The following is a 25,193-nucleotide window of genomic DNA, read 5'->3' as shown; positions in this document are numbered from 1 at the left end:
AGGGGAAATGAAGTTGAAACAAAAAGCAGCGAAGCTTTTGATATCTTTATTGCCGCAAAAAGGAATATCGGCGTTGGCTGGCCATGCAGGAAGGTCTAGCCTAAGCAGGTGGTATATAAAACATTATGCCAAGCAGTTTAATATTAATTTGGATGAAATAGAAAAGCCTGTCCATGAATACAAAAACTTGACTGAGTTTTTCACACGCAATCTGAAAGAAGGCTCCCGTCCTGTAGACATGGCGGCTGATGCTGCAGTCTCTCCAGTTGACGGAGTGGTCAGCCAGCTTGGAAAGATCCAGAGAGGATCGCTGATTCAAGCAAAGGGCATCAACTACACGGTCACAGATTTGCTGGGTGATGCAAAGGCAGCTGAACGTTATCACAACGGCCGGTTCGCTACCATATATTTAAGCCCTAAGGACTATCACCGCATTCATATGCCGCTCGAGGGAACAGTGACAGAGAGTGTATACATTCCCGGCAGGCTATTTCCGGTTAATGATATTGGTGTCGGTCATGTGAGCGGTCTGTTTACTAAAAATGAGCGTGTTATCACCCATGCCCAAACAGCTGCAGGCAATATGGCACTTGTAAAAGTAGGCGCATTTATTGTCGGAAGTGTAAAGGTTTCGTACAGCGACCTTAAAAGGAAGTGGAAACAGCACGTTAAACAGAGCTTTGAGCCGGTGCATTATAAAAAAGGTGATGAAATTGGATTATTCGAGTTCGGTTCAACCGTCATTTTGCTGTTTGAAGAAGGATCATTTGAATTTGACAGTCATATTAAAGAGGGATCAGCTGTCGTAATGGGGCAGAGAATCGGAACAATAAAAGAGAAAGCTCAATCTTGAGCTTTCTCTTTTTTACATATGCTGCTGTCGGAACGGTCCATAGTTCACATATTTCAAGATGATCATGCCGATAGCCACGAAGATAAGCATTGAACCTAATGCCAGCCTGCTTGCAATATCGCCATATGAAGAAAAGGTGAGCGTGATTGTCCCGTAAACGAGCGGTCCGGCAACAGCTGAAACTTTTCCTGAGAAAGCGAATAAACCAAAGAACTGACCTCTTTTTTCAGGAGGGCTCATCTCGACGATCATCGTTCGAGTAACGACCCACATGGCGCCCATCGCGATGCCGTAAAGCGCCCCTGAGATCCAGAACAGCGAAGCCACAGTTGTGAAAACGGCGAGGAGCAAAGCAACGACCAAAAGAAAGCCAACCATATAAAGCGCCATCTTAGAACCTGCTTTTTTCGTATAATGTCCAAAACTAAATGATCCGATGATGCTGAAAACTGTAGCCGTTAAATAGAGAAGAATAAACGTCCCTTGAGAGAACCCGATGACAGATGTAGCATATGGAGCCATCATCGCGATAGCTGTAGCAATCGCGTCATTAAAGAAAAAGTAGGCGAGCATGAACAGGAAAAGGTCACGGAAGGCCCTGATTTCTTTGAAAGTAGCAGCGATTTCTCTGTAACCTGAGAAAACTCCGCTTTTTGACGCCGGCTGCAATCCTGACGGCTGCTTTTCTCTATAGATGAACATAATCGGAAGTGAGAACAGCAGGAATAGGACGCCGCTGTATAGGAACGCATCTGAAAAGTTGTCTTTGCCTGTCAAAAAATACACGCTGAGTCCGAGGATCGTGCCGGTATAGCCGACGGCTACACCAAAACCGGAGAGCAGTGACAAATTTTCTTTTGTGCTGACATCCGGAAGCATAGCGTCATAAAAGACAAGACTGGATTGATAAAAAAACTTGCCCGCCATAAAGGCAAGAATGACAAGAAATACAGAAGCGGGAAGAGAAAAGAATGTTTCGGATGATGAGAACTGTGCAAAAATGCTCATTAATAGTGTAGAAAGTATAGCGCCAGCTGCAAAAGTGACGACGTACTTCTTCTTTTTGCCTGTCTGATCAATCCATACTCCATAGAGCGGAGAGAGAAGAACAAGCAATATCGATACAGCGGCATTTGCATAACTGATAATCGTGCTCGCAATCTGATCCATCTGGCCGCTCCCTCCTACTACAGAAGAGAGATAAAACGGAAAAAAGATTGTGATAATATTAGAAGAGAAAATCGTGTTTGCAAAATCGTAAAGCGCCCATGACATAACGGGAAGAGAAAGATAAAGTGCTGTTTTTTTCCGGGGTGCTGCAGATGCAGCCAGGTGTGGATCCATAATCAGCATACCTCCTGTTCTTGATAAGATAACCGTTCGCTATTTATCCCTAAAATCCTTGATTTTTATTAAAAAGAATGAATGAAGGCGGAAAAAAATGAATGATATTAGACAATCCTTTACAGAAGCTAAAAATCTTTTTAATGTACCTGATCTTGCTGCTTCACCGCCGTGCCTTCTATTTGTCCTTGAGTCACCTCATAAAGAAGAAATCAAGCATGGCGTTCCTGTAGCAGGAGGCTCCGGTAAAACCATGACCAAATATTTGCTGCAGGAGAACGTCCCGTTTGGTATCTATTTATCGAAGAACCCCACGCTGCTCAAAACGTTTGGCATCGTGAACGTATGCCCTTTTCCGATGCAGTCTGCAGCAATTCCTGATGAGGAATGGAAGGATACTAACCGTTTGTTTCTCAAAACAGCTGAAAGTATTCGAACAAGCACCGCATTGAAGTTTAAGGATGAGAAAAAGGCGGTGTTACAAGATATTCTCCTGAAGGATTTTAAAGAACGCCTGCTGCAGTCAGCAGGTGAGAAAACCATCATTGTACCCTGCGGCAAATTTGCTGAACGCTATACATTTTTAGCAGGGATAGCCGAAACTCACCGAGTTATCACAGGCGTTCCGCATCCGTCTTATAATTCATGGGCAAAAGAGAGGTATCAGAACACGTTGAGTGAAATGAAGGAAATGATCATATAAAAAACAAGCCTGAACAGCTATTACTCCTGCTGAATCAGGCTTGTTTTAATAAAAAAAGACAGTAGCACCATAGAGAACGGCTGTGATAAAAGCTGCGATAAGTGCGGGTTTCAGCTTATATTTCGCGTATTCTACGACTGATAAGTTCAATATTCTTGCGATCGTGTTCGTGTCATCGCTTAAAGGTGAGGCAAAGGCACCGAACGTTCCGCTTGCAAAAACAGCACCGATAACGAGCGGCAGCGAAATGCCAGATGCCTGCGACATTGAAACACCAAGAGGCATCAATATGCCCCATGTTCCCCAAGCTGATCCGATAAAATAGGAAATGGCTGATCCGAACAAGAAAAGAATCGGTACAACAGCAATGCTCGGTATATGTTCGGCATAGCCTGTGATGAACGTTGAGAACCCAAGATCCTCTGTTACTGAAGACAGACCCCAGACTACTGCGAGCAGCACGATGACACTCATCAATTCATTTCCGCCGGCAATGAACCCTGACAGCAGCTCAGAAGTTTTTACTTTTTGCAGCCGGAAAAAAAAGAACGAAAACAATGTTGTAAACAGGAGTGCCGTCAGCATTGACTCCATCACATCAGCTGAAATAAAGGCAGTAAGAATGCCGTCTTTCGTTTTTTTGTATCCGTCCCACCAAGTGAGGAGCAATGTTAACGTAACTGTGAGAAATAGCGGGAGTATCAAGTTCCAAGGCTTTTCTGGCAATTCTTTTCCTACTGCCGGATCACAGTCATGCCAGTCATCTCCGTCATCTTCCTTTCCGATTTTTGCAGGATCGCTTGTTTCTGTTGATTTTGAATGATGAAAAAAACTTAAATAGAGGCCGACAGCGATCATAACAAAGCTGAAAAAGTTAAATGGGATACTTTTAATGAAAAGGTCAAAAGAGTCAGCTTTTATATTTTCATTCTTTAACGCGATGTCAACGATTGATGTCATATATCCGACGAAAGCAGTAGCGATCGGGATAAGAACGATGACCGGAGTAGCTGTCGTTTCGATGACAAAGCCAAGCTCCTGGGTAGACATTTTCACCTTTTTCAAAAGTGCTCTCATGATCGGAGCGACAGTGACGAACCGGAAGCTTGGCGCTGCAAATGTACCGAGTGTGGATAAGTACGTTAAGATAAGTGCCTCTCTTTTCGTTTTGATCCTTGATGACGCTTCTTCAACAAAGCCGCGGATACCCCCTGTCATCTTAATCATGCCGACTAGACCGGAAAAAACGTATAAGAATAATAAAATGGTGATATTTTTCGGATCGATAAGTCCTTTGACAAGGTAAGAGACCATTTTTTGAAGTCCGCCTGTCAATGAAGGAGCAATTAGATAAGAACCGACTAACAGCCCCGCAAAAAGACCGGGAAGAACTTGCTTCGTTTTTACTGCAATAGGAATAACCAACAAAAAAGGAATGATCGACAGCCATTCCACAAGCGCCACCTGCCTTTTATAGTGCTTTTTTTGTTAGGATGCGGCACTGCTGGTGAATTATTCTGCTGTTTATAAATGAGTAAAACAGGCAAAATGTATATATACTGTATGGTGTTGGAGTTGTGTGCCCGCCGTTTAAGCAATCTTATTTTAGTTGCTTTTATTGACAGGGCATGTTAAGTTTAACTTCGGAATATATGGACGGAAGATGTCTTTTACGGAAACTTTTATCAGACAAGGTACGGTGCAACACAAAAGAACCAATATTCGCATCGTTAAGCATTTCCTTATACGATAGTCGGAAATGCTTTTTACACGTTAAAGAAAAACGTGGGTTTATGAAGGTAATTTATATGGTGTTTTCGTAAAATCCTTTTTCGTCAAAGAAAAGGAGATTATAATTTTGGCAACATTTCAAGAGCTGGGCTTAAGCCCGGAATTATTAAAATCAATTAACAACATGGGGTTTGAAGAAGCAACTCCGATCCAGCGTGATACGATCCCAACAGCGCTTCAAGGAACTGATTTAATCGGTCAAGCGCAGACTGGTACAGGGAAAACAGCTGCATTCGGTATTCCTCTAATCGAAAAGATGGACACTAAAAATCGCCAGGTGCAAGGTATTGTTCTTGCTCCAACACGCGAACTGGCTGTTCAGGTAGCTGAAGAGCTGAACAAAATCGGCCAGTACAAAGGAATCCGCACACTTCCAATCTACGGCGGACAGTCAATTGTACGCCAGATCAAAGCATTAAAAGGCGGACCGCATATTATTGTCGGAACACCAGGCCGTGTGATCGACCACATCAACCGCAAGACGCTGAAGCTTGACACGGTTCACACTGTTGTTCTTGATGAAGCAGATGAAATGCTGAACATGGGGTTTGTAGAGGACATCGAGAAAATCCTTGAAAACGTACCTGAACAGCGCCATACGATGCTCTTCTCAGCTACAATGCCAAAGCAGATTCAAAAGCTTGCAGAGCGTTTCATGAAAGACGTTTTGATCATTAAAGTGAAAGCAAGCGAAATGACGGTAAGAAGCATCGAACAGGAGTACGTTGAAGTTAAAGAGCGTCAAAAGTTTGACGTCCTTTGCCGCCTGCTCGATATTCATTCACCTGAACTTGCCATCGTTTTCGGACGTACGAAGCGCCGTGTCGATGAGCTTTCTGAAGCGCTGAACAAGCGCGGCTACTCTGCTGAAGGAATCCATGGAGACCTTCCGCAGGCGAAGCGTGACAAAGTTCTTCGCGCGTTCAAGAACAACACGATCGAAGTGCTTGTAGCTACTGACGTAGCTGCACGCGGACTTGACATCTCAGGCGTTTCTCACGTGTATAACTTCGATATCCCGCAAGATCCTGAAAGCTACGTTCACCGTATCGGACGTACTGGACGTGCAGGTAAGACAGGTTATGCGATCACGTTCATCACGCCACGTGAGATCGATCACCTTTATACGATCGAAAAAATCACGAAGCGCAAGATCGAAAAGCGCCAGGTTCCATCAGTGAACGAAGCGATGGAAGGCCAGCAGCAGATGGCTGTTGAAAAGCTGATGAGTGTGCTTGGAACTGAAGAAACTGGACTTTACAAGCAGACAGCTGTTGAATTACTTGAAGAGCATGATTCTGTAGCATTAGTCTCAGCTGCACTCAGACTCTTGACTCGTGAACCGGATACAACGCCGGTTTCTCTGACAGAAGAACCGCCGCTTGCTTCGAAAAAGTTCCAGCGCGGCGGACAAGGACGCTTCTCTGACCGAAGAAAACCTCGCTCAGGCGGAGGCGGCCGTGACGGAGGAAGAGATTCTAAACGCGGCGGCGGTTCTTACCGCGGACGCAGTGGCAGCGGAAGCGGCCGTCCAAGCGGAAACCGTGAAGGCGGACGCGATAACGATTACTCTTACCGCGCACAGAAGCGTACGAGAGAAGACTTGAAAAACAGATAATAATAAGAAGGGGAGAACCGTGTAACGGTTCTCTCTTTTTTTGCATGGTAAGAAAGGATATGCGCGCCGATGATCCAGGCATCAGGATAATTTTTTTTTGAAGGAGGTTCTTATGAAAATTGTCATAATATCGGATACTCATATGCCCAGAAAAGCGCCTAAACTTCCAACAATGCTGCTTCAAGAGCTATCAGAGGCAGATCATATCATCCACGCTGGCGATGTGACAGGGATGGAACTACTAAAGAGTCTTACAACATTTGCCCCAGTCACTGCTGTTTCCGGCAACGTGGATGAGGAGCATGTAAAAAAGATGCTGCCGAAAAAAGCGCAGCTCTTGTTTGATGGTGTTTCTATAGGGATTGTCCACGGCCACGAAGGGAAAGGCCGAACCACAAAAGAAAGAGCATGGCGCAGTTTTGAACAAGATGTGCCGGATATTATCATTTTTGGCCATTCTCATATTCCTCACCATGAAATCTTTGAACAGACAGTCTTGTTTAATCCCGGATCTCCTACAGATAAAAGAAGGCAGAAGCAATTCTCTTTCGGTGTTCTGGCGATTGAGAACAGACATGCAGAACTTAAAACGATCTACTTTGATTAAACGGTGTGGGTACAATTTGAAAGCCCGCATGATAAGGCTTCGAGATAGTGATAATAAGGAAAAAGGCAAGTCGAGGAGCTGTATATTTTGCAACTACACCATTCATTCACAGCCAAAAATGGCAATATTGTAACTCTAAGGCCAGCAAAAGAAAAAGATGCTGACGATATTATCACTTCCGTTAAAGAAATCGTTGAAGCAGGAGAGTATCTGCAAAAAGAAACTGCGCGTTCACTAGAAGAAGAATTGTCTTTTATTAATGAGATGAAAGAGAAAGGCAACATGTACACCGTAGTGGAAGTAGGCGGTAAAGCTGTCGGAATATGCCGGATTGTAAAAAGTGAGCTTGAAATGAAGAAGCACACCGGAAATTTCCGAACTTGGATTTCTTCTGATGGGCAGGGGCTCGGCATCAGCCATGAAATTATGTCTTATTCGATCAACTGGGCTTCCGAAAACGGTTTGTATAAGATATGGCTGACTGTTTTTGCAGAAAATGAAATCGCGGTTAAAGTATATAAAAAGGCTGGTTTTATCGAAGAAGGCCGCCAAAAAGGACAAGTGAAAATTAACGGGCAACTGCAGGATGAAATATTAATGGCCTATTTTCTATAAGCTCGGAGATATTCCGGGCTTTTATATCGAAAATGCAGGATTGAGAACAGTACTTAGTGAAATCGCATACATAAATATGGTAAAGTGGAAGTACACCGGACATACAGAGGATGAGAAATTTGAAGCAAAGAATTACAATATCCAACAACAAAGTTTTACCAGTACTTGCTCAGTTTTATGAGTTTTTTGCAGAAGCAAAAGATAAAGACAGGCTTGAAAAGATTTTAGCTTATTATCGCAAAGCTATGGCAGGTGACCTTTCAGTCGTGTTCTGCGGACATTTTTCTGCAGGGAAATCGAGCCTATTGAACGCTTTGTCTGAAGATGGCACGCTCCCTGTTAGCCCTGTACCGACAAGCGCGAACATAGTTGTACTGAGAAAAGGCCCGAGTAAAGCAAGAGTGTATCTTCATAACGGAGAATACGGAGAATTTCTGCCTCCGTTCGATATAAATGAAATAAAAAGACTCTGTAAAAACGGAGATCTTGTTAAGGAAATTGAAATTTTCACACCACATTTCGGGCTCGAGGGAATCGCACTCTATGACACTCCTGGAATTGATTCCACAGATGATGCACACTACAAGGCTGCAGATGAAGTTAGTGATGCAGCCGACATTATTTTTTATGTGATGGATTATAACCATGTTCTTTCAGAAACAAATTTTCATTTCATCGAGAAACTTTCAAGAAGAGGCCAGCATGTCAAGCTGATCATCAATCAGATGGATAAGCATCTTGAATCTGAACTTCCTATAACCTCATTCAAGGAGAAAGTAGAAGAATCTTTTGGTCCATATGGCATTACAAAAGAAGACATCTTTTATACGAGTGTGCTGAACAGATCATTAGAAGGAAACGATCTGAATGCACTGCGGGCACTTATTGAAAAAGCATCGATTGAAAAAGAGAACATATTGGAAAAAGAATGGCGCAGACGGCTGCAATGGCTTGCAGCTGATTATGCAGAGAAACACAAACCAGAAACTGAAGAACATATTGAAGATATCATTCAGCACGCAGAAGAACGAAAAAATGAACTGACTGAAAGACTTCAGCTTGCTGAAGAGTTAGAAAGTGATGAGAAGAAAAAGTGGCGGAACGACGTGCAAAACATACTAAGAGATGCCATCTTGATGCCGTTTGAAACGCGCGAACTTGGCGGAAAGCTGCTTGAAAGCCTGCAGCCTAAATTCAAGGTGGGCTTTTTTATGAGCCAGAACAAGACAGCTAATGAAAAGAAACAGCGCCTGCAAAGCTTTGCGGATTCCCTTAATAAGAACATCGAAACTCAAGTAATGTGGCATTTGAGAAGATTGTTTGACGAGTTTTCAAAAAAATATGGAGCTGATGCCGGAACTTTCTCTTTTACTGTTCATGAGTCATTGCTTACACAATCAGCAAAGTCTGGGATGGATGCCGATGGTAAAGCACTGCTTCACTATTGCGAACATATTGCAGGCGAAGTGCGCAAAATGATAAGTCAGAAGCTGCAGCCGTTTTTTGATCTTGTGAACGCTGAGGCAGAAAAATTGTCCAAGAAAGAGCATAAGAGCATCAAACTTCAGCTTGCGGAAGCAGAGCAAGAAATACAGAAACACCAGCAGGAAATAAACCGAATGAGAATGTGGAAGAAAGAAAAAGACCGGTTAGAGAGAATTGCCGGCGGCAGTTCAGAGTATGATGGAAACATTGAAGGATTGTTTCAAGCATCTTCCGGCAGCAAAATCGACATAACAAAAATTCTTCAAAAGGAGCCGATCAAGGCAAAAAAGGTACAAAGTAAAGGTGCGAATTCAAGTCATAGCACAAATTCTCTGAGTGCAGAAAAAAGCCGGCTAGCGCACAATGTCAGCCTGCTTGAAAGTCTCCCCGGATTTGCAGAGGATGCAGAGGATGCTAACCATTTTCTTTCAAGGGTCGAAAAGCGCACCTATACGATGGTCTTGTTCGGTGCTTTTTCATCAGGAAAATCTTCTTTTGCAAACGCTCTAATCGGAGAAAAGGTTCTTCCTACAAGCCCGAACCCAATGACAGCTGCCATATTCGAAATCATTAAACCTGATGTTTCGCATCCGCATGGGACAGTACAGATCGAATGCAAGAGCGAAGAAGAAATGCTGGCTGAAATTAATGACCATCTATCTAAAACCGGAAATAATGCCTCATCTTTAAAACAGGCAGGGGAATTAGCAAAAAAAAGCTCGGTCTCAGGAAGCAGCCGTTTTATTTCCGCGTTCATGGAAGGCTTTGAAGAGATGTCTTCAAAGGCAGGCTCCGTGTTTACTTCAGGTCTGCAGGATATTGAACGATATGGAGCATATGAACCCTTTGCATGCTACGTAAAGAAGATCACTGTATACTACAGCTGCAAGATGACTGAAAGCGGGATCGTCCTGGTGGATACCCCTGGTGCAGACTCTATCAATAGCAGGCATACAGATGTTGCTTTTCAATATATTAAGAATTCTGACATGATACTTTACGTGACTTATTATAACCATGCGTTTTCTTCTGCCGACAGAGAGTTTCTGATTCAGCTTGGACGAGTGAAAGATGTCTTCCTGGCGGATAAAATGTTCTTTGTACTCAATGCGTGTGATCTTGCACAGGATCAAGAGGAAGTATTGCAAGTTGCATCTCATATTAAGGATAACCTCTCAGCGTTTGGCATCCGGAATCCAAGACTGTATCCTGTCTCGAGCCATACGGAACTGAAAGAGGGAAATAGTAATAATAAAAATAATGAATCAGGATTCAGCAGCTTAAGAAGTGAGATCAGCGCTTTTCTTGAAGTTGACCTGGCAAACGTTATTGCGTCACAATGCTCCTTTAAAAACAGCTTTTTGAAAGAAAAGCTCACTTCTATTGTCGATGATCTTGGCCGTTCAAAAGAAGAAAGAGAAGAGCGGAAAAATCAAATGCTGGCTGAAGCGGAAAGGTGGAGACTTACAGCTCAAAGTCATTTTGCGGTTCCTCAGGAAAAGTTGGATCTTGAAATAACAGAGCTGATACATTATGTGAAACAACGAGTGAACCTGCGCAGTCATGACTTTTTCAAGGAGTGTTTTCATTCTGGTATCATGCTGGATGCGAAAAACAGCGGAGCGGCTCTAGTCTCAGCTTCTCATGAGCTCTGGAGAAAAGCAGAATACGATTTAAATCAGGAAGTGAAGGCGACGAGTCTGCGCATTGAAAAGTGGATCAATTCCTTTATTAAAGAAAAAGATCAGTTTTTCAGAGAGAATATTTCGTCTGCCATCAAAGTGGATGCGTTTGATATGTCTCTTCTCGAGTACCGTACCCCGGCACTCTCTCATGTATTAGTGAGTCCTGATGAAGTCGATACGAAAAAATGGAACAAAACATACAAGAATGCACGGCAATTTTTTGAGGGCAGCGGCAGGGATGAAATGAAGGAAATGCTGATCGAAGTACTGGAAAAGCGAATTTCTGCTTGGGCTGATGAGGCGCTGATCGTGATAAAAGAACATTATGAATTAGAGACTAAAGAAAAGTCTTTAGCTGCATCAAAGCATTTCGACAAGCAGATCGGTAGATCAGTTGATATGTGGATGAAAGCCTACTCCAATCCAGACCAAGAGAAGGATTACAAAGAAGCACTATCTAAAATGAAATAATAAAAAAGAAGCCGTGCAAACTCGCACGGCTTCCTTTTTGTAATTATTGTAGTTCAGCTGCAAAGCTTGCAGGAAGAAGCTGCAGTTTTTCATGCTCTGCATTCACTTTTTCTTCAAAAGAAGTAAATAAAGCATCTGCTTCTTCTGTTTTCTTTGCATCATCAAGGCCGGCAACACGTGCTTCGTAAGATTTCTTTAGATCTTCAAAGCCAGCTTTGTATGCTGCTTGAAGGTCAGCTGAAAACTCAGTCGGGATAGCGATTGAAGGGATTTCAGCGATCGCTTTCTCTCCAGCAGCTTTAGCGTCTGCCTTCATTTTGTCAAGGTCTGCCTGAGCAGGTTTTGGATCAGCTCCCAAAGATGCTGCATAAGCATTGAATGGAGCATGGTAAGCGCGAAGCTGTTTCACAAGATCTGTTTCGAAGTTTAGGATCGCAATCTTTTCAGCGTTCGGATCCTTCTTTTCTTGTTTCACTTCAGTCTTTTTCTCTTCTTTTTTCGGCTCAGCTTTTTCGTCGCTGCATCCAACAGCGAATGCGAGAAGAGCAGCAGCAGTATAACCAAATACTTTTTTCATATTGACCTCCTATATATGTAAAAAAATCCCGGTATCCCGGCATTTCAAGTTTATTATTTTTTCACCAAATTGTAAAATAAAAAATAATTCTGAAAATTCTTGTAATATTTGGATGTGATTTTTCTATGGTACGATATTCGATATAATGATATTAGGAGGCGCCGTATGGACGTACATTATCAGATCAGCAAGCATTCCGATAAACAGCATAAAATCGTTAATGAATTTTTATTTTGGGACCAAGAGCGGGAACGATACATTGCTGAAGCAGTGGATGCTGTACAGAATGGTAAAGAATTCAGCGTAGAACAAATAAACGAAGTCACTGAAAGAATTAATAAGTTAGCTGCATTGAACGGCATTACACCTTCTAGAAAACACGTTACTGAGGAAATGGTGCTTGAACACGCTAAAAAAAGGTGAGTATACAAACAAAAGCGGGTCCTAAAAGGATCCGCTTTTGTTATTTGAGTTCTAATTGCCAGTAATAATATTATGTGAACTAAATCAAACTTTTAAATGTTGAATAAATTCTTCCATTCTGTCCAGGGCCGTTTCTAAAACCGGGAGAGCAGCAGCAAATGAAAGCCTTATATACCCTTCGCCTGTTGCATGGAACACACTTCCCGGTATGACCGCTATCTTTTGTTCAGAAAGAAGGCTGCGTGCAAAAGAGAGTGATGGCAGACCGTAATCTTTGATGTCAGCAAAGATATAAAACGCCCCGCCTGGAGCAATGGCTTTTATACCCATACTCTCAAGACGTGCAATACAATAATCTCTTCTTTTTCGGTATTCATTTTTCATTAGTACGGCATCATCTGCTCCGGCTGTCAATGCTTCATAAGCCGCTGCTTGAGCGATGGTGTTGGCGCACGTTACGTTGTATTGGTGCACTTTGAGGATATGCTGCAGAATCGTTTTGTCGGCATACAGCAATCCAATCCGCCATCCGGTCATGCTGTGCGACTTAGAAAGACCGTTAATCACGATTGTTTTTTCTTTCATCCCATCAATGGAGGCAATCGAGGAGTGAGCAGCATCATAAGTAAGTTCGCTGTATATCTCATCAGAGAGTACAAAAGCGTTTTTGGTTCTTAAAAAAGAAGCGAGCTCTTCAAGCTCGTCCGACTGAAGTATAGCTCCTGTCGGATTGGACGGGTATGGAAGGATCACACACTTTGTTTTTTCTGACCAATGCTTTTTAAGCATCTCTACCGTCAGTTTAAAGCCGGTTTCAGTTGTATCCACAAAAACAGCATGTGCACCGCACATCGTGATGACGGGTTCATATCCAGGATAAACTGGAGCAGGTATGATCACTTCATCACCTTCTGCCAGTATCGTGCGCAGCGAAACGTCAATGGCTTCACTGGCGCCGACTGTGATGATTACTTCATCCTCATTGTAAGGCAGATGGTATTTAGAGTTCACGTAAACTGCTGCTGCTCGCCTTACATGAGGAAAGCCTGGGTTAGGCGAATAAACGGTCATATTATCATCTATCGCTTTTTTTGCAGCCTCTTTAATATGCTTTGGAGTTTCAAAATCAGGCTGGCCAAGAGTGAGGGAGATGGCATCTGGAAAAGCGGCCATTTCACTGACAAATTGCCTGATTCCAGATATTTGTATCTTGTTGACGCGAGGCTGAATGTAGGTTTCCAATCCGCATCCTCCTTTTAATATGTATATTCTTATCAGTTTAGGCTGTTTTTTTCTTATCGTCAATGGATTGATTTTCTTGTATGTACTCAGGGAAATAATCAATACTAACAGAAGGACATTGCTACCGGAGGGCAACATGAAAATAAACAAAAAGTGGAGCCTGCTCTCACTGGCATCCATACCGCTTGTTATGACACTTGGCAATTCAATGCTTATTCCCGTTCTGCCGGATATCGAAAAAAAGCTTAATATCACACCTTTTCAAGTTTCTATGATCATTACGGTATATTCGGTCGTGGCCATTCTCCTAATCCCGATCGCCGGTTACTTGTCAGACCGCATTGGCAGGAAAAAAGTTATCATTCCTAGTCTGATCATTGCTGGAGCAGGAGGGATTGTGACAGGGTGGGCATCTTGGAAAATGAATGATCCATACTGGATGATTCTCGCCGGCCGGCTGCTGCAGGGAATCGGATCTTCTGGTGCGGCACCAGTCGTTCTTCCTCTTGTGGGGGACATGTTTAAGAGCGAGGAAGAAGTCTCATCTGGTCTTGGTCTGATTGAAACGTCGAACACGTTTGGAAAAGTGCTGAGTCCTATCCTTGGAGCCTTTTTGGCCTCATTTTTTTGGTTTCTTCCTTTTTGGCTAATCCCTGTTTTTTGCGCAGTATCAATAATTCTTGTCGCTATGTTTGTAAAATCACCAAAAAAGCAAGAAGAGCCGCAGAAGTTCAAGGAATTTTTGCAGAGCGTAAAGAAAATTTTCAAAAATGATGGGCGCTGGCTTTTTTCTATTTTCCTAATAGGCGGCATCATTATGTTTGTTTTGTTCGGTCTGCTATTTTATTTATCAAACGTTCTTGAAGAGCGCTACGGCATTAAAGGTGTAATGAAAGGATTAGTTTTAGCAGTTCCGCTGCTCGCCCTTTCTATCAGCTCTTACATCGGCGGTAAAAAAATCGGCCAGAACAAAAAAATAATGAAATGGTGCTGCACGATTGGCCTTTTCGTTTTAGGCGGCATGACTTTTCTTGTCACATTCACTGAAAACATTTATATGCTTCTTGCCGGGTTGTTTGTGTGCGGAGCAGGTATCGGTGTCTCGCTTCCTAGCTTAGACGCACTCATCACAGAAGGAATTGAGAAAGAAGAAAGAGGAACGATTACATCACTTTACAGTTCGATGCGGTTTGTCGGGGTTGCTGCAGGGCCTCCAGTTTATGCAGTTTTAATGAAATCTTCACATGAAGTCGTTTTTTACACGTCAGGGGGCATTTCGCTGTTTGCTGCTGCTGTGTCTTTGTTTTTTATAAAGCCTGAAAAAGAAAAGGAAAAGAACGGGGAAGGTGCGAAGGAAGGAGATCCTGGCCTTAAGCCTGCACTCGAATAAAAGCAAAAAGAAAAGCAGGGCAGCGTCAGCTGCTCTGCTTTTCTTTTTATTGTCCAAAGTTATCGAGCAAGATGATTCTTGCAGGTGATGCGTCCGTTCCTGTCATTTTAAGCGGTGCAGCCATCATGAAATAACGGCCTTCCTGAACTTCCTTTAAACGCAGCCCTTCAATAATGATGATCTTTTTTTCGAACAGCGTTTTATGTGTCGGGTGGCCTTCCTGGCTTCGTTCGATTCCAAGTGCATCGACACCTACACCCGTGATCCCTTTTTCAGCCAAATATTCGGCAGCACATTTGCCGACGTAAACAAAGTCGAAATCAAATTCTTCGGTCATCGAGTTTTTAGTCTTGAACAGCACAAAATCTTCAGATTGAATATCTTTGTCTGTTAAATGCTCCTTCGTGATTGCGCCGTCAACATGTGTCATATCAATGACTTTGCATTCACGTACAAGGCTTTCTAACGGAAGTGTTTCGATCGTATCGCCGCCTGGAACCATATGAAGGGGAGCATCGACATGAGTTCCAGTGTGAGCGTCCATGTCGATCCGCGTTTCCGTGACATAACCTGATTGTACGGTGTTATAGACAGGCTGTTTTTCTTCTTTGTTTTTGTAAACAGCCATACCGCTGAAAATCGTAGAAGATACATCATAAATTTTCATCTTGCTTCAGCTCCTTCTTAAATTTGATGGGTCCCACCAAGTGAAACCGTCTTTCTCAAGCAGTTCATCGGCTTCTTTCGGCCCCATACTGCCTGATGGGTATCGTGCAGGGGAGACTTGATTTTCTTTGCTCCATGCATTAGAGATGGAATCGATGAATTCCCAGCTTAGCGCAACTTCATCCCAGCGAGTGAAATAAGTAGCGTTACCGAGAAGGCTGTCGCTGATCAGCTTTTCATACGCTTCAGGACTGTTTACTTCATTTTGGCAATTGTTGCAGAATGACATGTCGATAGGAAGAAGGTTCATGTTGTCGCCATGAGGCTTCGCGTTCAATGAAAGCGAGAGTCCTTCATCCGGCTGAATATGAATGCGCAGCAGGTTAGGCGGATGTTTGACATTGTTTGCCCGGTAAAGTGCCATCGGACCTTGCTTAAACTGAATGACGATCTCAGTTGATTTTGTTTTCATCCTCTTGCCTGTCCGGATATAGAACGGCACTCCATCCCATCGGAAGTTGTCGATGAATAGCTTAGCCGCAACGAACGTTTCTGTTTTTGATCCTGCAGCCACATTTTCCTCATCCAGATAGCCAGGCACGGATGAACCGTTCAAGCTGCCTTCTGCATACTGGCCGCGGACCACGTTCTCATGTATCTCTTCTTCATTATAAAAACGGAGAGAGCGAAGAACCTTTACCTTTTCGTCGCGGATGTGCTTCGTATCCAGTTTTCCTGGCGGTTCCATCGCGACAAGCATGAGCATCTGCAGCATATGGTTTTGAACCATGTCGAGTAGCGCTCCTGATTTTTCATAATAAGCGGCACGGTCTTCAACACCGAGTGTTTCGCTTGAGGTAATCTGTACAGAATCTATGTATTTATTGTTCCAGATCGATTCAAAGATCGCGTTTCCGAATCGTATCACTTGAATGTTCTGCACCATCTCTTTGCCAAGGTAATGGTCGATTCGGTAAATGTCGTCCTCGTCAAAGCTTTCTTGAATTTTTTCATTTAGCTCAGTTGCGGTTTCAAGATTCCGCCCAAACGGTTTTTCAATCACGATCCGGTGCCAGCCTGGCGTGTCTGTGATGCCTTCTGACTTAAGGAAGCCAGGAATCGTGCCAAAAAATTGAGGTGCCATGGCTAAGTAATACATGCGGTTTCCGCCTGTGTGATAGTCACGGTCAAGCTGGTTCAGCAAGTTTTCAAGATCGTGGTAGCTCTTAAAATCCGTTACATCCATCTTTAAATAATAAAAATGGGAAGAAAAAGATTTCAGTGCATCATGGTCATCAGCTTCTGAATGAGTTTCTACAGCTTCTGCAACGATTTTTTGAAATTCTTCATGCGCAAAATCTTTGCGTGAAACTCCGACTACTGCAAAGTTCTCTTGCAGCTGCCCTTTTTGGTACAATTGAAAAAGGGCGGGAAACAGCTTGCGGTGCGCAAGATCGCCTGTTGCCCCAAACAGGACGATAGACGCGTTAATTGTGTTCTCGTTCATATATTTCTCCTCACTTCTTAAATTACTATGAACTATTGTTCCCTCGAATGGAGGAAACATAACGAAATCCGGACAGGAGGCAAAAACATGTCACATTTTGTTAAAGCGCAATGGCTCGCTGAACATTTGAGCAGCCCGGACATCATCTTGATCGACTGCCGTTTCTCACTTACAGACAGTGAGGAAGGCTATGAATTGTATGTAATGGACCATATAAAAGGTGCTTTCTATGCGAGTCTTGAAACAGATTTGTCAGGACCTGTAAACAAGCATGGCGGCAGACACCCTTTGCCGGACGTAAACATACTATCACAATTTTTTGGTTCATGCGGCATTTCGCCTGAAAAAATTGTCGTCGCGTATGATGACAGTCAAAATGTATTTGCCTCCAGGATTTGGTGGCTGCTGCGGTATATGGGTCATGATAACGTGAAAATCCTTAAAGAAGGATATACACACTATAAAGAAAAAGGGTTTCCTGTCTCAACTAAAATGCCTTCAGTGCAAAATGGTGTTTTTAATCCTGAAGTAAAAGCGCAGATGGCTTGCGATAAAAATCACGTATTGCAGGCTTCTGAAAGCAAAAAGCCCGGGACAGTTTTAATTGATTCGAGAGAGCAGCCGCGCTATGCAGGAATCCATGAACCGATCGATCATAAAGCAGGTCACATCCCTTGGAGTGTAAACATGCCTTACGCCGGAAATATAGAAAACGGAATCTGGAAGACTGAGCAGGAGCTTAAAAAGCGTTTTTCTCCAATTTCTGAAAAAGAAGAGATCATCGTATATTGCGGATCAGGTGTGACAGCTTGCGTTAACTTGCTGGCGATGGCTGAATCCGGCATAGATCATGCCAAGCTATATCCAGGAAGCTGGAGCGACTGGATTTCATACCCAGAAAACAAAATCGAAAAAAGCACTTGAATTTTCACATACCGTATTTATAGAAGGGAGTTAAAACATGAAATATGACCTGCACACTCATTCTACTGCCAGCGATGGGACGTGCACCCCATCTGAAAATGTTTTGCGGGCACTAGAGAAAGGTCTCAGCGGAATAGCGCTTACTGACCATGATACTGTGAGCGGAATAAGCGAAGGAATTCAAGAGTCAGAAAAACACAATAATTTTTTGTTCGTACCGGGCATTGAAATCAGTACGAAATATAACGGCCAAGATATCCATGTGCTTGGCTATTATATTAATTATGAAGATGATAAACTGCTGAAACAGCTTCATGAACTAAGAAATGTCAGAGACCAGAGAAACGCGCTGATCATTGAAAAACTTCAGCATTTAGGCATCGCTATTGAACATGATGAGCTTGAGAAAAAAAGAAGGCTGGGCGGGAATGTCGGCCGGGGTCATATCGCTGAACTGCTTATGGAAAAAGGGGTTGTCAAAAGTTTGCCAGAAGCATTTGAGCTGTATCTTGGAAATGGTGCAAAGGCATATGCCATGGTTGAGAGAATTCCTCCAGCTGAAGCTGTGGAAATCATCCGCCGTGCAGGCGGAGCAGCAGTTTTGGCGCATCCGGGAATTTATCAAGATTGCGATCATCTGATAAAAGAACTCGCAGCTGCAGGGCTTAATGGCCTTGAATGCTGGCATTCGGATCATTCGGACAGCCAGAGGGCAGATTATTTTGCTTTAGCAAAAACACTTCATCTAATTCCTACTGCAGGAAGCGATTTTCATGGTTTCCGAAACGGCCAGGTTTTTCATGGAGATTTAGGTTCCTGTTATACTGGGTTTGAGACCATAAGCCAGCTTAAAGCTGCTTCTGAGATGCGCTGACATCTTGCAGAAATTCCTCTTAAGCATTACAATACGAAAGGATATGAACATCATTTCTATTTTTTCATCTGAGAGGAAGACACATTGATTTGACGTGGGAAGCATTTAATATAATTGGAACGATTGCATTCGCCGTATCAGGAGCATTAGTGGCGATGGAAGAAGATTATGATATATTAGGCGTCGTCGTCCTTGGCTTAGTCACGGCTTTCGGCGGAGGAATTATCAGAAACCTGCTGATAGGAGTGCCTGTAGATTCCATATGGCAGCAGGGGCTTTTATTAAAAACGGCACTCGTAGCAATGGGCATCGTTTTTTTATTGCCATCTGGAGTTATTCAGCACTCAAAAAAGTGGCTCAACTTATTTGACGCGATCGGCCTTTCAGCTTTTGCGATACAAGGAGCATTATTTGCTTCCAAAATGGGGCATCCGTTAAGTGCAGTAGTAGTAGCAGCGATGATGACTGGGATCGGCGGTGGAATCATCCGGGATGTTCTTGCCGGCAGAAAGCCAGTTGTACTCAGAGATGAGATTTACGCAGTATGGGCGATGGCTGGGGGACTGATCGTTGGTCTTGGAGCAGCAGACGAGCCGCTTGAATTATACAGCTTATTTGCAGGAATCGTAATCATGAGAATTCTTTCATTAAAATATAAATGGAAACTCCCGCATCGTGCGATCAGACCGTCCTGAACTGGACGGTCTTTTTTTTTTATTAAGCACGATCAGAACTTAGATTGCAGATATCGTGAGAAGGAATTTCACAGCACAATATGGAACACGTAATAAAAAGGGGGAATACGTCATGAATGATACATACTTTGAAAACGCAGCAGTTCAGACAGCAAATTTCAGCGCGGATGTTTATTTTGATTATTTTAATGAACGGATGAGGATCGATGATTTCAGGGGCGATCCATCCGCCTTATGGAATTATATAGAAGAAAAAACGAATGAACATGCTTTTGCAAAGGTAATTTTAAAATGCAGAAACGAGTACGTGAGCTTTTTTTTGCAGCACGGCTTTGTTCCGGAAGCTTATTTTAAAGGATACTATAACGGCAGTGACTGTCAGTTCTTGTCCCGATTTTTTACCAATGAAAGACGAAACAGCTGTCATTGGGCTGCGGAAGATGCAACGGTCAGCCAGATTCTGCAGAAAGAGCAGAATGATACGGTTCCTCCGCTTGCAGAAGGTATCACTATTAGATTGGCAGTTGAGAAAGACGCCAGCAGTCTTGCTGCTTTATATGGAACCGTTTTCAAAGTATATCCGACACCGATGAACGACCCGGCATACATCATAAAAGTGATGAAGGAGGGAACAGTCTTTTATTGTGCAGAAAAAGAAGGTGAGATTGTAAGTGCAGCCTCGGCTGAGATTCTGGTTAAATATCACAATGCAGAGCTGACAGACTGTGCCACCCTGGAGGATTATAGAAAATATGGGTTGATGAAAATATTGATCGCCCATCTGGAAGAAGAGCTGGTTAGCCGGAGTATTTATTGTGCCTATTCACTTGCCCGCGCTTTATCGTTCGGGATGAACGCGGTCTTTCATCAGCGAGGATACACATATGGAGGCAGGCTCGCCAATAATTGCATCATCTTTGAAGATTATGAAGATATGAATTTGTGGGTAAAGGACCTTTCTAATATAAAACGCTGAAATTTCGGCGCAGGTGCCAGAATTTCAGCACTATGCTAAAGGAGGATGGTGTACAGTGAACACACTCGAAACAAACGAAATGCTTAAAGCCATTCTGACGAGCATCGACGAAGGGATTCACGCTGTGGGGTCCGATGGAAAGACGGTCTTTTACAATGAAGTTGCAGCAATGCTTGACGGGCTGACTGTAGAGGAAGTAGGGAAGAACCATGTGCTTGATGTATTTCCATCACTGACGAGAGAAACAAGCACGCTGCTGAAAGTGCTGCAGACTGGCGAGCCGATCATTAACCAGGAACAAACATACACGAACAGAAATGGTGTACAGATCAACACGATTAATTCGACACTGCCCGTTACCGTCGGAGGAAAGCTGATCGGTGCGGTGGAAGTGGCAAAAGACTATACGAAAATACGCCGTCTTTCTGAGAAATTGATCGATCTGCAGGCACGAAACATGAAAGGTTCCAAAAATCCGAATGACGAAACCGATGCGTTTTTTTCATTTGAACATATCATAACAGCTGATCAACAGATGCAGGAGGTTATCGCCACAGGCAAGAAGGTGAGCGGGACATCGTCTCCGCTGCTTATCTATGGCGAGACGGGTACAGGCAAGGAGATGCTTGTTCAGGCTGTCCATAATCATTCAAACCGGAGAAATAAGCCTTTCATCGCGCAAAACTGTGCGGCTATCCCCGCTACCTTGCTAGAGGGGATATTGTTTGGTACGACGAAAGGAAGTTTTACGGGCAGCATTGACAGACCCGGCTTATTTGAACTCGCTGACAGAGGCACACTCTTTCTCGATGAACTGAATTCTATGCCCCTTGAAATTCAAGCGAAACTTCTTCGTGTCCTTCAGGATGGAATCGTATATCGTGTCGGAGCTGTAAAAGGAAAAAAGGTGGATGTCAGAGTAACTGCCGCCTTAAATGAGCATCCTGATGACTGCCTGAAAAATAAAACATTAAGAAACGATTTGTATTACAGGCTGAATGTCATCTACCTCGAACTTCCGCCACTTCGCTTCAGAAAAAATGATGTGCTCATGCTTTCCCGTCATTTTCTTGCAGAATATGAATCTGCTTTCTGCAAAAAAACAAAAGGGTTCAGTGCGGATGCTGATGCTGCGTTTATGAACCATGAATGGCGAGGGAATGTAAGAGAGCTAAAACATGCGGTCGAATATGCGATGAACATGCTTGAAGACAACGGACATATACAGATCGAACACCTTCCAGTTCATATTAAGAGAAACTCTTTAGACTCTGTCAAAACGGAAGAAAGTAATGATGAGCTTTCTGCTGCACCTTTAAAAGAGGCCGTTCATTCTTATGAGAAAAAGCTGATCTCCCGTGCTGTTGAGGCGTCAGGAGGCAATATTCAGCAGGCTGCCAGACTATTAAACATTCCGCGCCAGACGCTGCAATACAAACTCAAACAAAAATAAGCAGTGCTGAATTTTCGGCGCTGTTTATTTTCATCCGAAAACCGTTATGCCCATATTACCCGGCCGCGGCATATAGTATATTAAACAATTTGAATAGTCTGTTAATTGGCACGAAACTTGCAAGATATGTTAGCAGACTATGGATTGGGAGGAAATACAATATGCCAGTAATCAACGGGTTATACAAACCAAAAAAACATTGGAAAGAATACGAGATCTGGAAAGATGTTACGGAAGAGCAGTGGAATGACTGGCTATGGCAGCTTACAAATACAGTAAGAAATTTGAAAGATCTGCGTAAAGTCGTCAACCTTACTCCTGAAGAGGAAGAAGGCGTGAAAATATCCACGATGACAATCCCGCTGAACATCACACCTTATTATGCATGGCTCATGGATCAAGACGATTCTCGCTGTCCGATCAGGATGCAGTCCGTGCCGATCGGAAAAGAAATTTTAAAAACTAAATATGATTTGGAAGATCCGCTGCATGAAGACGAGGATTCACCTGTTCCGGGCCTTACTCACCGCTATCCGGACCGCGTCCTGTTTCTTGTAACAAACCAGTGTTCGATGTACTGCCGTTATTGTACGAGAAGAAGGTTCTCAGGGCAGATCGGGATGGGTGTGCCAAAAAAGCAGCTTGACGCAGCCATTGATTATATCAGGAATTCACCGCAAGTCCGCGACTGCCTGATCTCGGGCGGAGACGGGCTGTTGATCAATGACAACATTTTAGAATATATATTAAAAAACCTCAGGGAAATCCCGCACCTAGAAATCATCCGCATCGGAACAAGGGCGCCTGTTGTCTTTCCGCAGCGAATCACGGAGAATCTTTGCAACATCCTAAAAAAATATCATCCAGTATGGCTGAACACGCATTTTAACACTTCGATTGAAATAACCGAAGAATCAAAAAGAGCTTGCGACATGCTTGCAAACGCCGGTGTTCCTCTTGGCAACCAGTCTGTTATCCTTGCAGGAATCAACGACAGCGCTCCTATCATGAAAAAACTGATGCATGATCTTGTGAAGATCAGGGTCCGTCCTTACTACATTTATCAATGTGATCTGTCTGAAGGGATCGGTCATTTCCGTGCTCCTGTTTCAAAAGGACTGGAAATCATTGAAGCGCTTAGAGGCCACACGTCAGGCTATGCGGTCCCGACTTTTGTCGTGGATGCCCCGGGCGGAGGCGGAAAAATATCTCTGCAGCCAAACTATTTGATTTCACAGTCTCCGGACAAAGTTGTTCTCCGAAACTTTGAAGGAGTGATCACTTCTTATCCTGAACCGAAAAATTATGTAGCTGGCAGAGCGGATGCATATTTTGAAGAAGTGATGGGAACGGGCCACCATTCACCTGCCATCGGAGTTACTGCACTTATGCGTGATGAGAAATTCAACCTTGTGCCTGAAGGGCTGAACAGGCTTGACCGCAGAAAGAATTATGAAGTCAATCCTGAACACAGCACACTGAAAGACAAACGCGATAAAAGAGATGAGATGAAAGAACGCAAATTTAAACATGAACAGTCACAGTATGATGAAAGTGGAAAAAAGGCATCAGCTGAAGCTTCAGGTGACATATCATGATCTGCCATTGGTGCGGAAGCGAGCATGCACAGCCGGCAAGAAGAACAGGATATTGGGAACTGCCGGACGGATCGAGAGCGATAGAAATAAATGAAATGCCATCTGTTCATTGCGTCGACTGCGGAATGGAATATCAGGAAGACGCGGTGATCGAAGAAGTTGAAGACCAGCTCATGCTGATTGATACGAAGAACCTGGCTTCGCCTGTTACCTTTGATGAACTTATGGCGGTTCCGCGATTTTTGAAGAAAAACTATTTTAAACTGTAACAGCAGGAGAGCGGCCGTCCATGGCCCTCTCCGGTTTTGCATCGTGCAAAGGGGTGGTATGGGTGAATACGCATTTAATTAAGCCGCTGGTCGGTGAATCGTATCCTGTCGTCGACTATGGCAGAGGCATCTATTTATTTGGCAAAGACGGCAAAAAATATATTGACGGTTCCTCAGGAGCTGTCACAGCAAACATCGGGCACGGCGTGAAGGAAATTTATGAAGCGATGTGCAGGCAGGCTGAAAAAGTATCATTCGTTTATCGGTCGCATTTTACAAGTGAGCCGGCTGAAGAACTGGCAGAAAAGCTGGCACAAAGTGCTCCTGGTGATTTAAATGCGGTCTTTTTTGTGAACAGCGGTTCGGAAGCGACAGAGACGGCGCTAAAAGTCGCCATTCAATATTTTCAGGAACAAGGCCAGCCTGAAAAAATACAGATCCTATCGAGAAGAACGAGCTATCACGGAATCACGCTCGGTTCGCTTTCTATGTCAGGGCATCCGCTCAGACGCCAGCGTTTTGAGCCGCTGCTCGAAGACTTCCCAGCTGTCGCGCCGCCGTATTGCTACCAATGCCCGTTTAAGCTTTCTTATCCTTCATGCAAAATGAAATGTGCGGACGATCTGGAGGAAGCCATATTATCGATCGGATCAGAAAATATTGCCGCATTTATTGCTGAACCGGTAATCGGAGCATCTGGCGGCGCTATCACTCCTCCTGACGAGTACTATCCGCGAGTAAAAGCGATTTGCGAGAAGTACAATATCCTTTTTATTGCCGATGAAGTGATGACAGGAATGGGCAGGACAGGCAAGATGTTTGCGATGGATCACTGGGATGTCGTTCCAGATATTATCGCTACAGGCAAAGGGATGAGTGCTGGTTATACACCGATGGCAGCAGCCATCGTTTCAGACCGTATCATGAAGGTGATTGAAAATGGCACAAAGGTTATTATGAGCGGTCATACATTCAGCGCCAACCCATTTTCAGCAGCTGTATGCCTGGCGGTCATGGACTATATGGACAAAAATAATGTAGTGCAAAATGCTCAAAAACAAGGAATTTACTTAATAGAAAAGCTGAAAAAGCTGCAGGAAGAATTTGAGGTTATAGGTGATGTGCGCGGGAAAGGGCTGCTTTGCGGCATTGAACTTGTCAGGGACAGAACAGCAAGAGAACCGTTCAGTTTGAACGAAAAAATAACAGAAACGTTCATTTCTATCTGCTTCGAAAACGGACTGATCGTTTACCCTGCAGTTGCAGGTGTTACGGGTTTCAGCGGAGATGCGGTAATCATTGCTCCTCCGCTGACCATCACGTCAGAAGAGATTGACGAGCTTGCAGGTATTCTAAGTTCTTCCCTGAAGCAGCTAACTGGCAAGCTGGAACAAGAAGGGAAACTTATACTGAAAAGGGCGAATTAG

The 25,193-nt window shown here is 43.6% G+C and carries 22 protein-coding genes; 16 read left to right on the top strand and 6 right to left on the bottom strand.

Going from position 1 to position 25,193, the window contains the following annotated elements; translation table 11 throughout:
• Window positions 1-13: 13 nt before the first annotated feature.
• On the top strand, window positions 14-853 hold the full coding sequence (gene asd / locus CGZ90_RS02175; protein ID WP_094250691.1) for an archaetidylserine decarboxylase: 840 nt from the start codon (window positions 14-16) through the stop codon (window positions 851-853).
• A gap of 12 nt (window positions 854-865) precedes the next feature.
• Here the strand turns inward: asd and CGZ90_RS02170 are convergent, their stop codons facing one another.
• Window positions 866-2,197 carry an MFS transporter gene (locus CGZ90_RS02170; protein ID WP_094250690.1) on the bottom strand — a complete coding sequence of 444 codons (1,332 nt, stop codon included), beginning with the start codon at window positions 2,195-2,197 and terminating at the stop codon, window positions 866-868.
• Between the two features lie 97 nt (window positions 2,198-2,294).
• On the opposite strand from CGZ90_RS02170, the gene CGZ90_RS02165 reads away from it, so the two are divergent.
• Window positions 2,295-2,900: a uracil-DNA glycosylase family protein gene (locus tag CGZ90_RS02165; protein ID WP_094250689.1), complete on the top strand. Its 606-nt coding sequence runs from the start codon at window positions 2,295-2,297 to the stop codon at window positions 2,898-2,900.
• A gap of 45 nt (window positions 2,901-2,945) precedes the next feature.
• Here the strand turns inward: CGZ90_RS02165 and CGZ90_RS02160 are convergent, their stop codons facing one another.
• On the bottom strand, window positions 2,946-4,355 hold the full coding sequence (locus CGZ90_RS02160) for a Na+/H+ antiporter NhaC family protein (protein WP_094250688.1): 1,410 nt from the start codon (window positions 4,353-4,355) through the stop codon (window positions 2,946-2,948).
• A gap of 403 nt (window positions 4,356-4,758) precedes the next feature.
• Here CGZ90_RS02160 and cshA point away from each other — a divergent pair, with 403 nt between their 5' ends.
• The 4 genes from cshA to CGZ90_RS02140 all read left to right on the top strand — a co-directional run bounded on the left by cshA (window position 4,759) and on the right by CGZ90_RS02140 (window position 11,172).
• A complete protein-coding gene (gene cshA / locus CGZ90_RS02155) occupies window positions 4,759-6,309 on the top strand; it encodes a degradosome RNA helicase CshA (protein WP_094250687.1) in 1,551 nt (516 codons plus the stop codon).
• Between the two features lie 112 nt (window positions 6,310-6,421).
• Window positions 6,422-6,916, top strand: a complete 495-nt coding sequence (locus tag CGZ90_RS02150; RefSeq protein ID WP_094250686.1) for a metallophosphoesterase family protein — start codon at window positions 6,422-6,424, stop codon at window positions 6,914-6,916.
• 87 nt (window positions 6,917-7,003) lie between these two features.
• On the top strand, window positions 7,004-7,531 hold the full coding sequence (locus CGZ90_RS02145; RefSeq protein WP_240515326.1) for a GNAT family N-acetyltransferase: 528 nt from the start codon (window positions 7,004-7,006) through the stop codon (window positions 7,529-7,531).
• A gap of 119 nt (window positions 7,532-7,650) precedes the next feature.
• Window positions 7,651-11,172 carry a dynamin family protein gene (locus tag CGZ90_RS02140; protein WP_165766740.1) on the top strand — a complete coding sequence of 1,174 codons (3,522 nt, stop codon included), beginning with the start codon at window positions 7,651-7,653 and terminating at the stop codon, window positions 11,170-11,172.
• 43 nt (window positions 11,173-11,215) lie between these two features.
• On the opposite strand, the gene CGZ90_RS02135 is transcribed toward CGZ90_RS02140, so the two are convergent.
• Window positions 11,216-11,749 carry a hypothetical protein gene (locus CGZ90_RS02135; RefSeq protein ID WP_094250683.1) on the bottom strand — a complete coding sequence of 178 codons (534 nt, stop codon included), beginning with the start codon at window positions 11,747-11,749 and terminating at the stop codon, window positions 11,216-11,218.
• A 165-nt stretch (window positions 11,750-11,914) separates the two neighbouring features.
• On the opposite strand from CGZ90_RS02135, the gene CGZ90_RS02130 reads away from it, so the two are divergent.
• Complete coding sequence (locus tag CGZ90_RS02130) at window positions 11,915-12,172, top strand: DUF2533 family protein (RefSeq protein WP_094250682.1); 258 nt, start codon at window positions 11,915-11,917, stop codon at window positions 12,170-12,172.
• An 84-nt stretch (window positions 12,173-12,256) separates the two neighbouring features.
• Here the strand turns inward: CGZ90_RS02130 and CGZ90_RS02125 are convergent, their stop codons facing one another.
• Entirely contained in the window at window positions 12,257-13,414 is a 1,158-nt protein-coding gene (locus CGZ90_RS02125) for an aminotransferase class I/II-fold pyridoxal phosphate-dependent enzyme (protein WP_094250681.1), read from the bottom strand.
• A 136-nt stretch (window positions 13,415-13,550) separates the two neighbouring features.
• Between CGZ90_RS02125 and bcbE the strand changes: the two genes are divergently transcribed.
• Entirely contained in the window at window positions 13,551-14,804 is a 1,254-nt protein-coding gene (bcbE, locus tag CGZ90_RS02120; protein WP_094250680.1) for a bacillibactin exporter BcbE, read from the top strand.
• 46 nt (window positions 14,805-14,850) lie between these two features.
• Here bcbE and CGZ90_RS02115 read toward each other — a convergent pair whose 3' ends face one another.
• Together CGZ90_RS02115 and zwf are read right to left on the bottom strand one after the other, a co-directional pair.
• Window positions 14,851-15,471, bottom strand: coding sequence for a cyclase family protein (locus tag CGZ90_RS02115; protein WP_094250679.1), 621 nt, complete (start codon window positions 15,469-15,471; stop codon window positions 14,851-14,853).
• Window positions 15,472-15,477: 6 nt separating this feature from the next.
• On the bottom strand, window positions 15,478-16,977 hold the full coding sequence (gene zwf, locus CGZ90_RS02110) for a glucose-6-phosphate dehydrogenase (RefSeq protein ID WP_094250678.1): 1,500 nt from the start codon (window positions 16,975-16,977) through the stop codon (window positions 15,478-15,480).
• Between the two features lie 87 nt (window positions 16,978-17,064).
• Here zwf and CGZ90_RS02105 point away from each other — a divergent pair, with 87 nt between their 5' ends.
• The 8 genes from CGZ90_RS02105 to CGZ90_RS02070 all read left to right on the top strand — a co-directional run bounded on the left by CGZ90_RS02105 (window position 17,065) and on the right by CGZ90_RS02070 (window position 25,193).
• Complete coding sequence (locus tag CGZ90_RS02105; RefSeq protein WP_094250677.1) at window positions 17,065-17,901, top strand: sulfurtransferase; 837 nt, start codon at window positions 17,065-17,067, stop codon at window positions 17,899-17,901.
• 37 nt (window positions 17,902-17,938) lie between these two features.
• Window positions 17,939-18,775 carry a PHP domain-containing protein gene (locus CGZ90_RS02100; protein WP_094250676.1) on the top strand — a complete coding sequence of 279 codons (837 nt, stop codon included), beginning with the start codon at window positions 17,939-17,941 and terminating at the stop codon, window positions 18,773-18,775.
• Between the two features lie 89 nt (window positions 18,776-18,864).
• On the top strand, window positions 18,865-19,470 hold the full coding sequence (locus CGZ90_RS02095; protein WP_094250675.1) for a trimeric intracellular cation channel family protein: 606 nt from the start codon (window positions 18,865-18,867) through the stop codon (window positions 19,468-19,470).
• 112 nt (window positions 19,471-19,582) lie between these two features.
• Entirely contained in the window at window positions 19,583-20,446 is an 864-nt protein-coding gene (gene ablB / locus CGZ90_RS02090) for a putative beta-lysine N-acetyltransferase (RefSeq protein ID WP_094250674.1), read from the top strand.
• A 79-nt stretch (window positions 20,447-20,525) separates the two neighbouring features.
• Window positions 20,526-21,899: a sigma-54 interaction domain-containing protein gene (locus CGZ90_RS02085; protein WP_205727377.1), complete on the top strand. Its 1,374-nt coding sequence runs from the start codon at window positions 20,526-20,528 to the stop codon at window positions 21,897-21,899.
• A gap of 161 nt (window positions 21,900-22,060) precedes the next feature.
• Window positions 22,061-23,497 carry a lysine 2,3-aminomutase gene (gene kamA, locus CGZ90_RS02080; protein WP_094250672.1) on the top strand — a complete coding sequence of 479 codons (1,437 nt, stop codon included), beginning with the start codon at window positions 22,061-22,063 and terminating at the stop codon, window positions 23,495-23,497.
• A complete protein-coding gene (locus tag CGZ90_RS02075; protein WP_379675182.1) occupies window positions 23,491-23,766 on the top strand; it encodes a YokU family protein in 276 nt (91 codons plus the stop codon). The genes kamA and CGZ90_RS02075 overlap by 7 nt, the downstream gene beginning before the upstream one ends.
• 62 nt (window positions 23,767-23,828) lie before the next feature.
• A complete protein-coding gene (locus tag CGZ90_RS02070) occupies window positions 23,829-25,193 on the top strand; it encodes an aspartate aminotransferase family protein (protein ID WP_240515325.1) in 1,365 nt (454 codons plus the stop codon).

It is taken from the genome of Fictibacillus aquaticus, assembly GCF_002245695.1.
GTDB lineage: Bacteria > Bacillota > Bacilli > Bacillales > Fictibacillaceae > Fictibacillus > Fictibacillus aquaticus.
This window is presented reverse-complemented; position numbering and strand designations above follow the sequence as displayed.

Bases quoted from the DNA above. Each gene is read 5' to 3' on its own strand.
- CGZ90_RS02170 (WP_094250690.1), bottom strand. From the start codon at position 2,197: ATGGATCCACACCTGGCTGCATCTGCAGCACCCCGGAAAAAAACAGCA.
- CGZ90_RS02165 (WP_094250689.1), top strand. From the start codon at position 2,295: ATGAATGATATTAGACAATCCTTTACAGAAGCTAAAAATCTTTTTAAT.
- CGZ90_RS02150 (WP_094250686.1), top strand. From the start codon at position 6,422: ATGAAAATTGTCATAATATCGGATACTCATATGCCCAGAAAAGCGCCT.
- CGZ90_RS02135 (WP_094250683.1), bottom strand. From the start codon at position 11,749: ATGAAAAAAGTATTTGGTTATACTGCTGCTGCTCTTCTCGCATTCGCT.
- CGZ90_RS02130 (WP_094250682.1), top strand. From the start codon at position 11,915: ATGGACGTACATTATCAGATCAGCAAGCATTCCGATAAACAGCATAAA.
- bcbE (WP_094250680.1), top strand. From the start codon at position 13,551: ATGAAAATAAACAAAAAGTGGAGCCTGCTCTCACTGGCATCCATACCG.
- CGZ90_RS02115 (WP_094250679.1), bottom strand. From the start codon at position 15,471: ATGAAAATTTATGATGTATCTTCTACGATTTTCAGCGGTATGGCTGTT.
- zwf (WP_094250678.1), bottom strand. From the start codon at position 16,977: ATGAACGAGAACACAATTAACGCGTCTATCGTCCTGTTTGGGGCAACA.
- CGZ90_RS02105 (WP_094250677.1), top strand. From the start codon at position 17,065: ATGTCACATTTTGTTAAAGCGCAATGGCTCGCTGAACATTTGAGCAGC.
- CGZ90_RS02100 (WP_094250676.1), top strand. From the start codon at position 17,939: ATGAAATATGACCTGCACACTCATTCTACTGCCAGCGATGGGACGTGC.
- ablB (WP_094250674.1), top strand. From the start codon at position 19,583: ATGAATGATACATACTTTGAAAACGCAGCAGTTCAGACAGCAAATTTC.
- CGZ90_RS02085 (WP_205727377.1), top strand. From the start codon at position 20,526: ATGCTTAAAGCCATTCTGACGAGCATCGACGAAGGGATTCACGCTGTG.
- kamA (WP_094250672.1), top strand. From the start codon at position 22,061: ATGCCAGTAATCAACGGGTTATACAAACCAAAAAAACATTGGAAAGAA.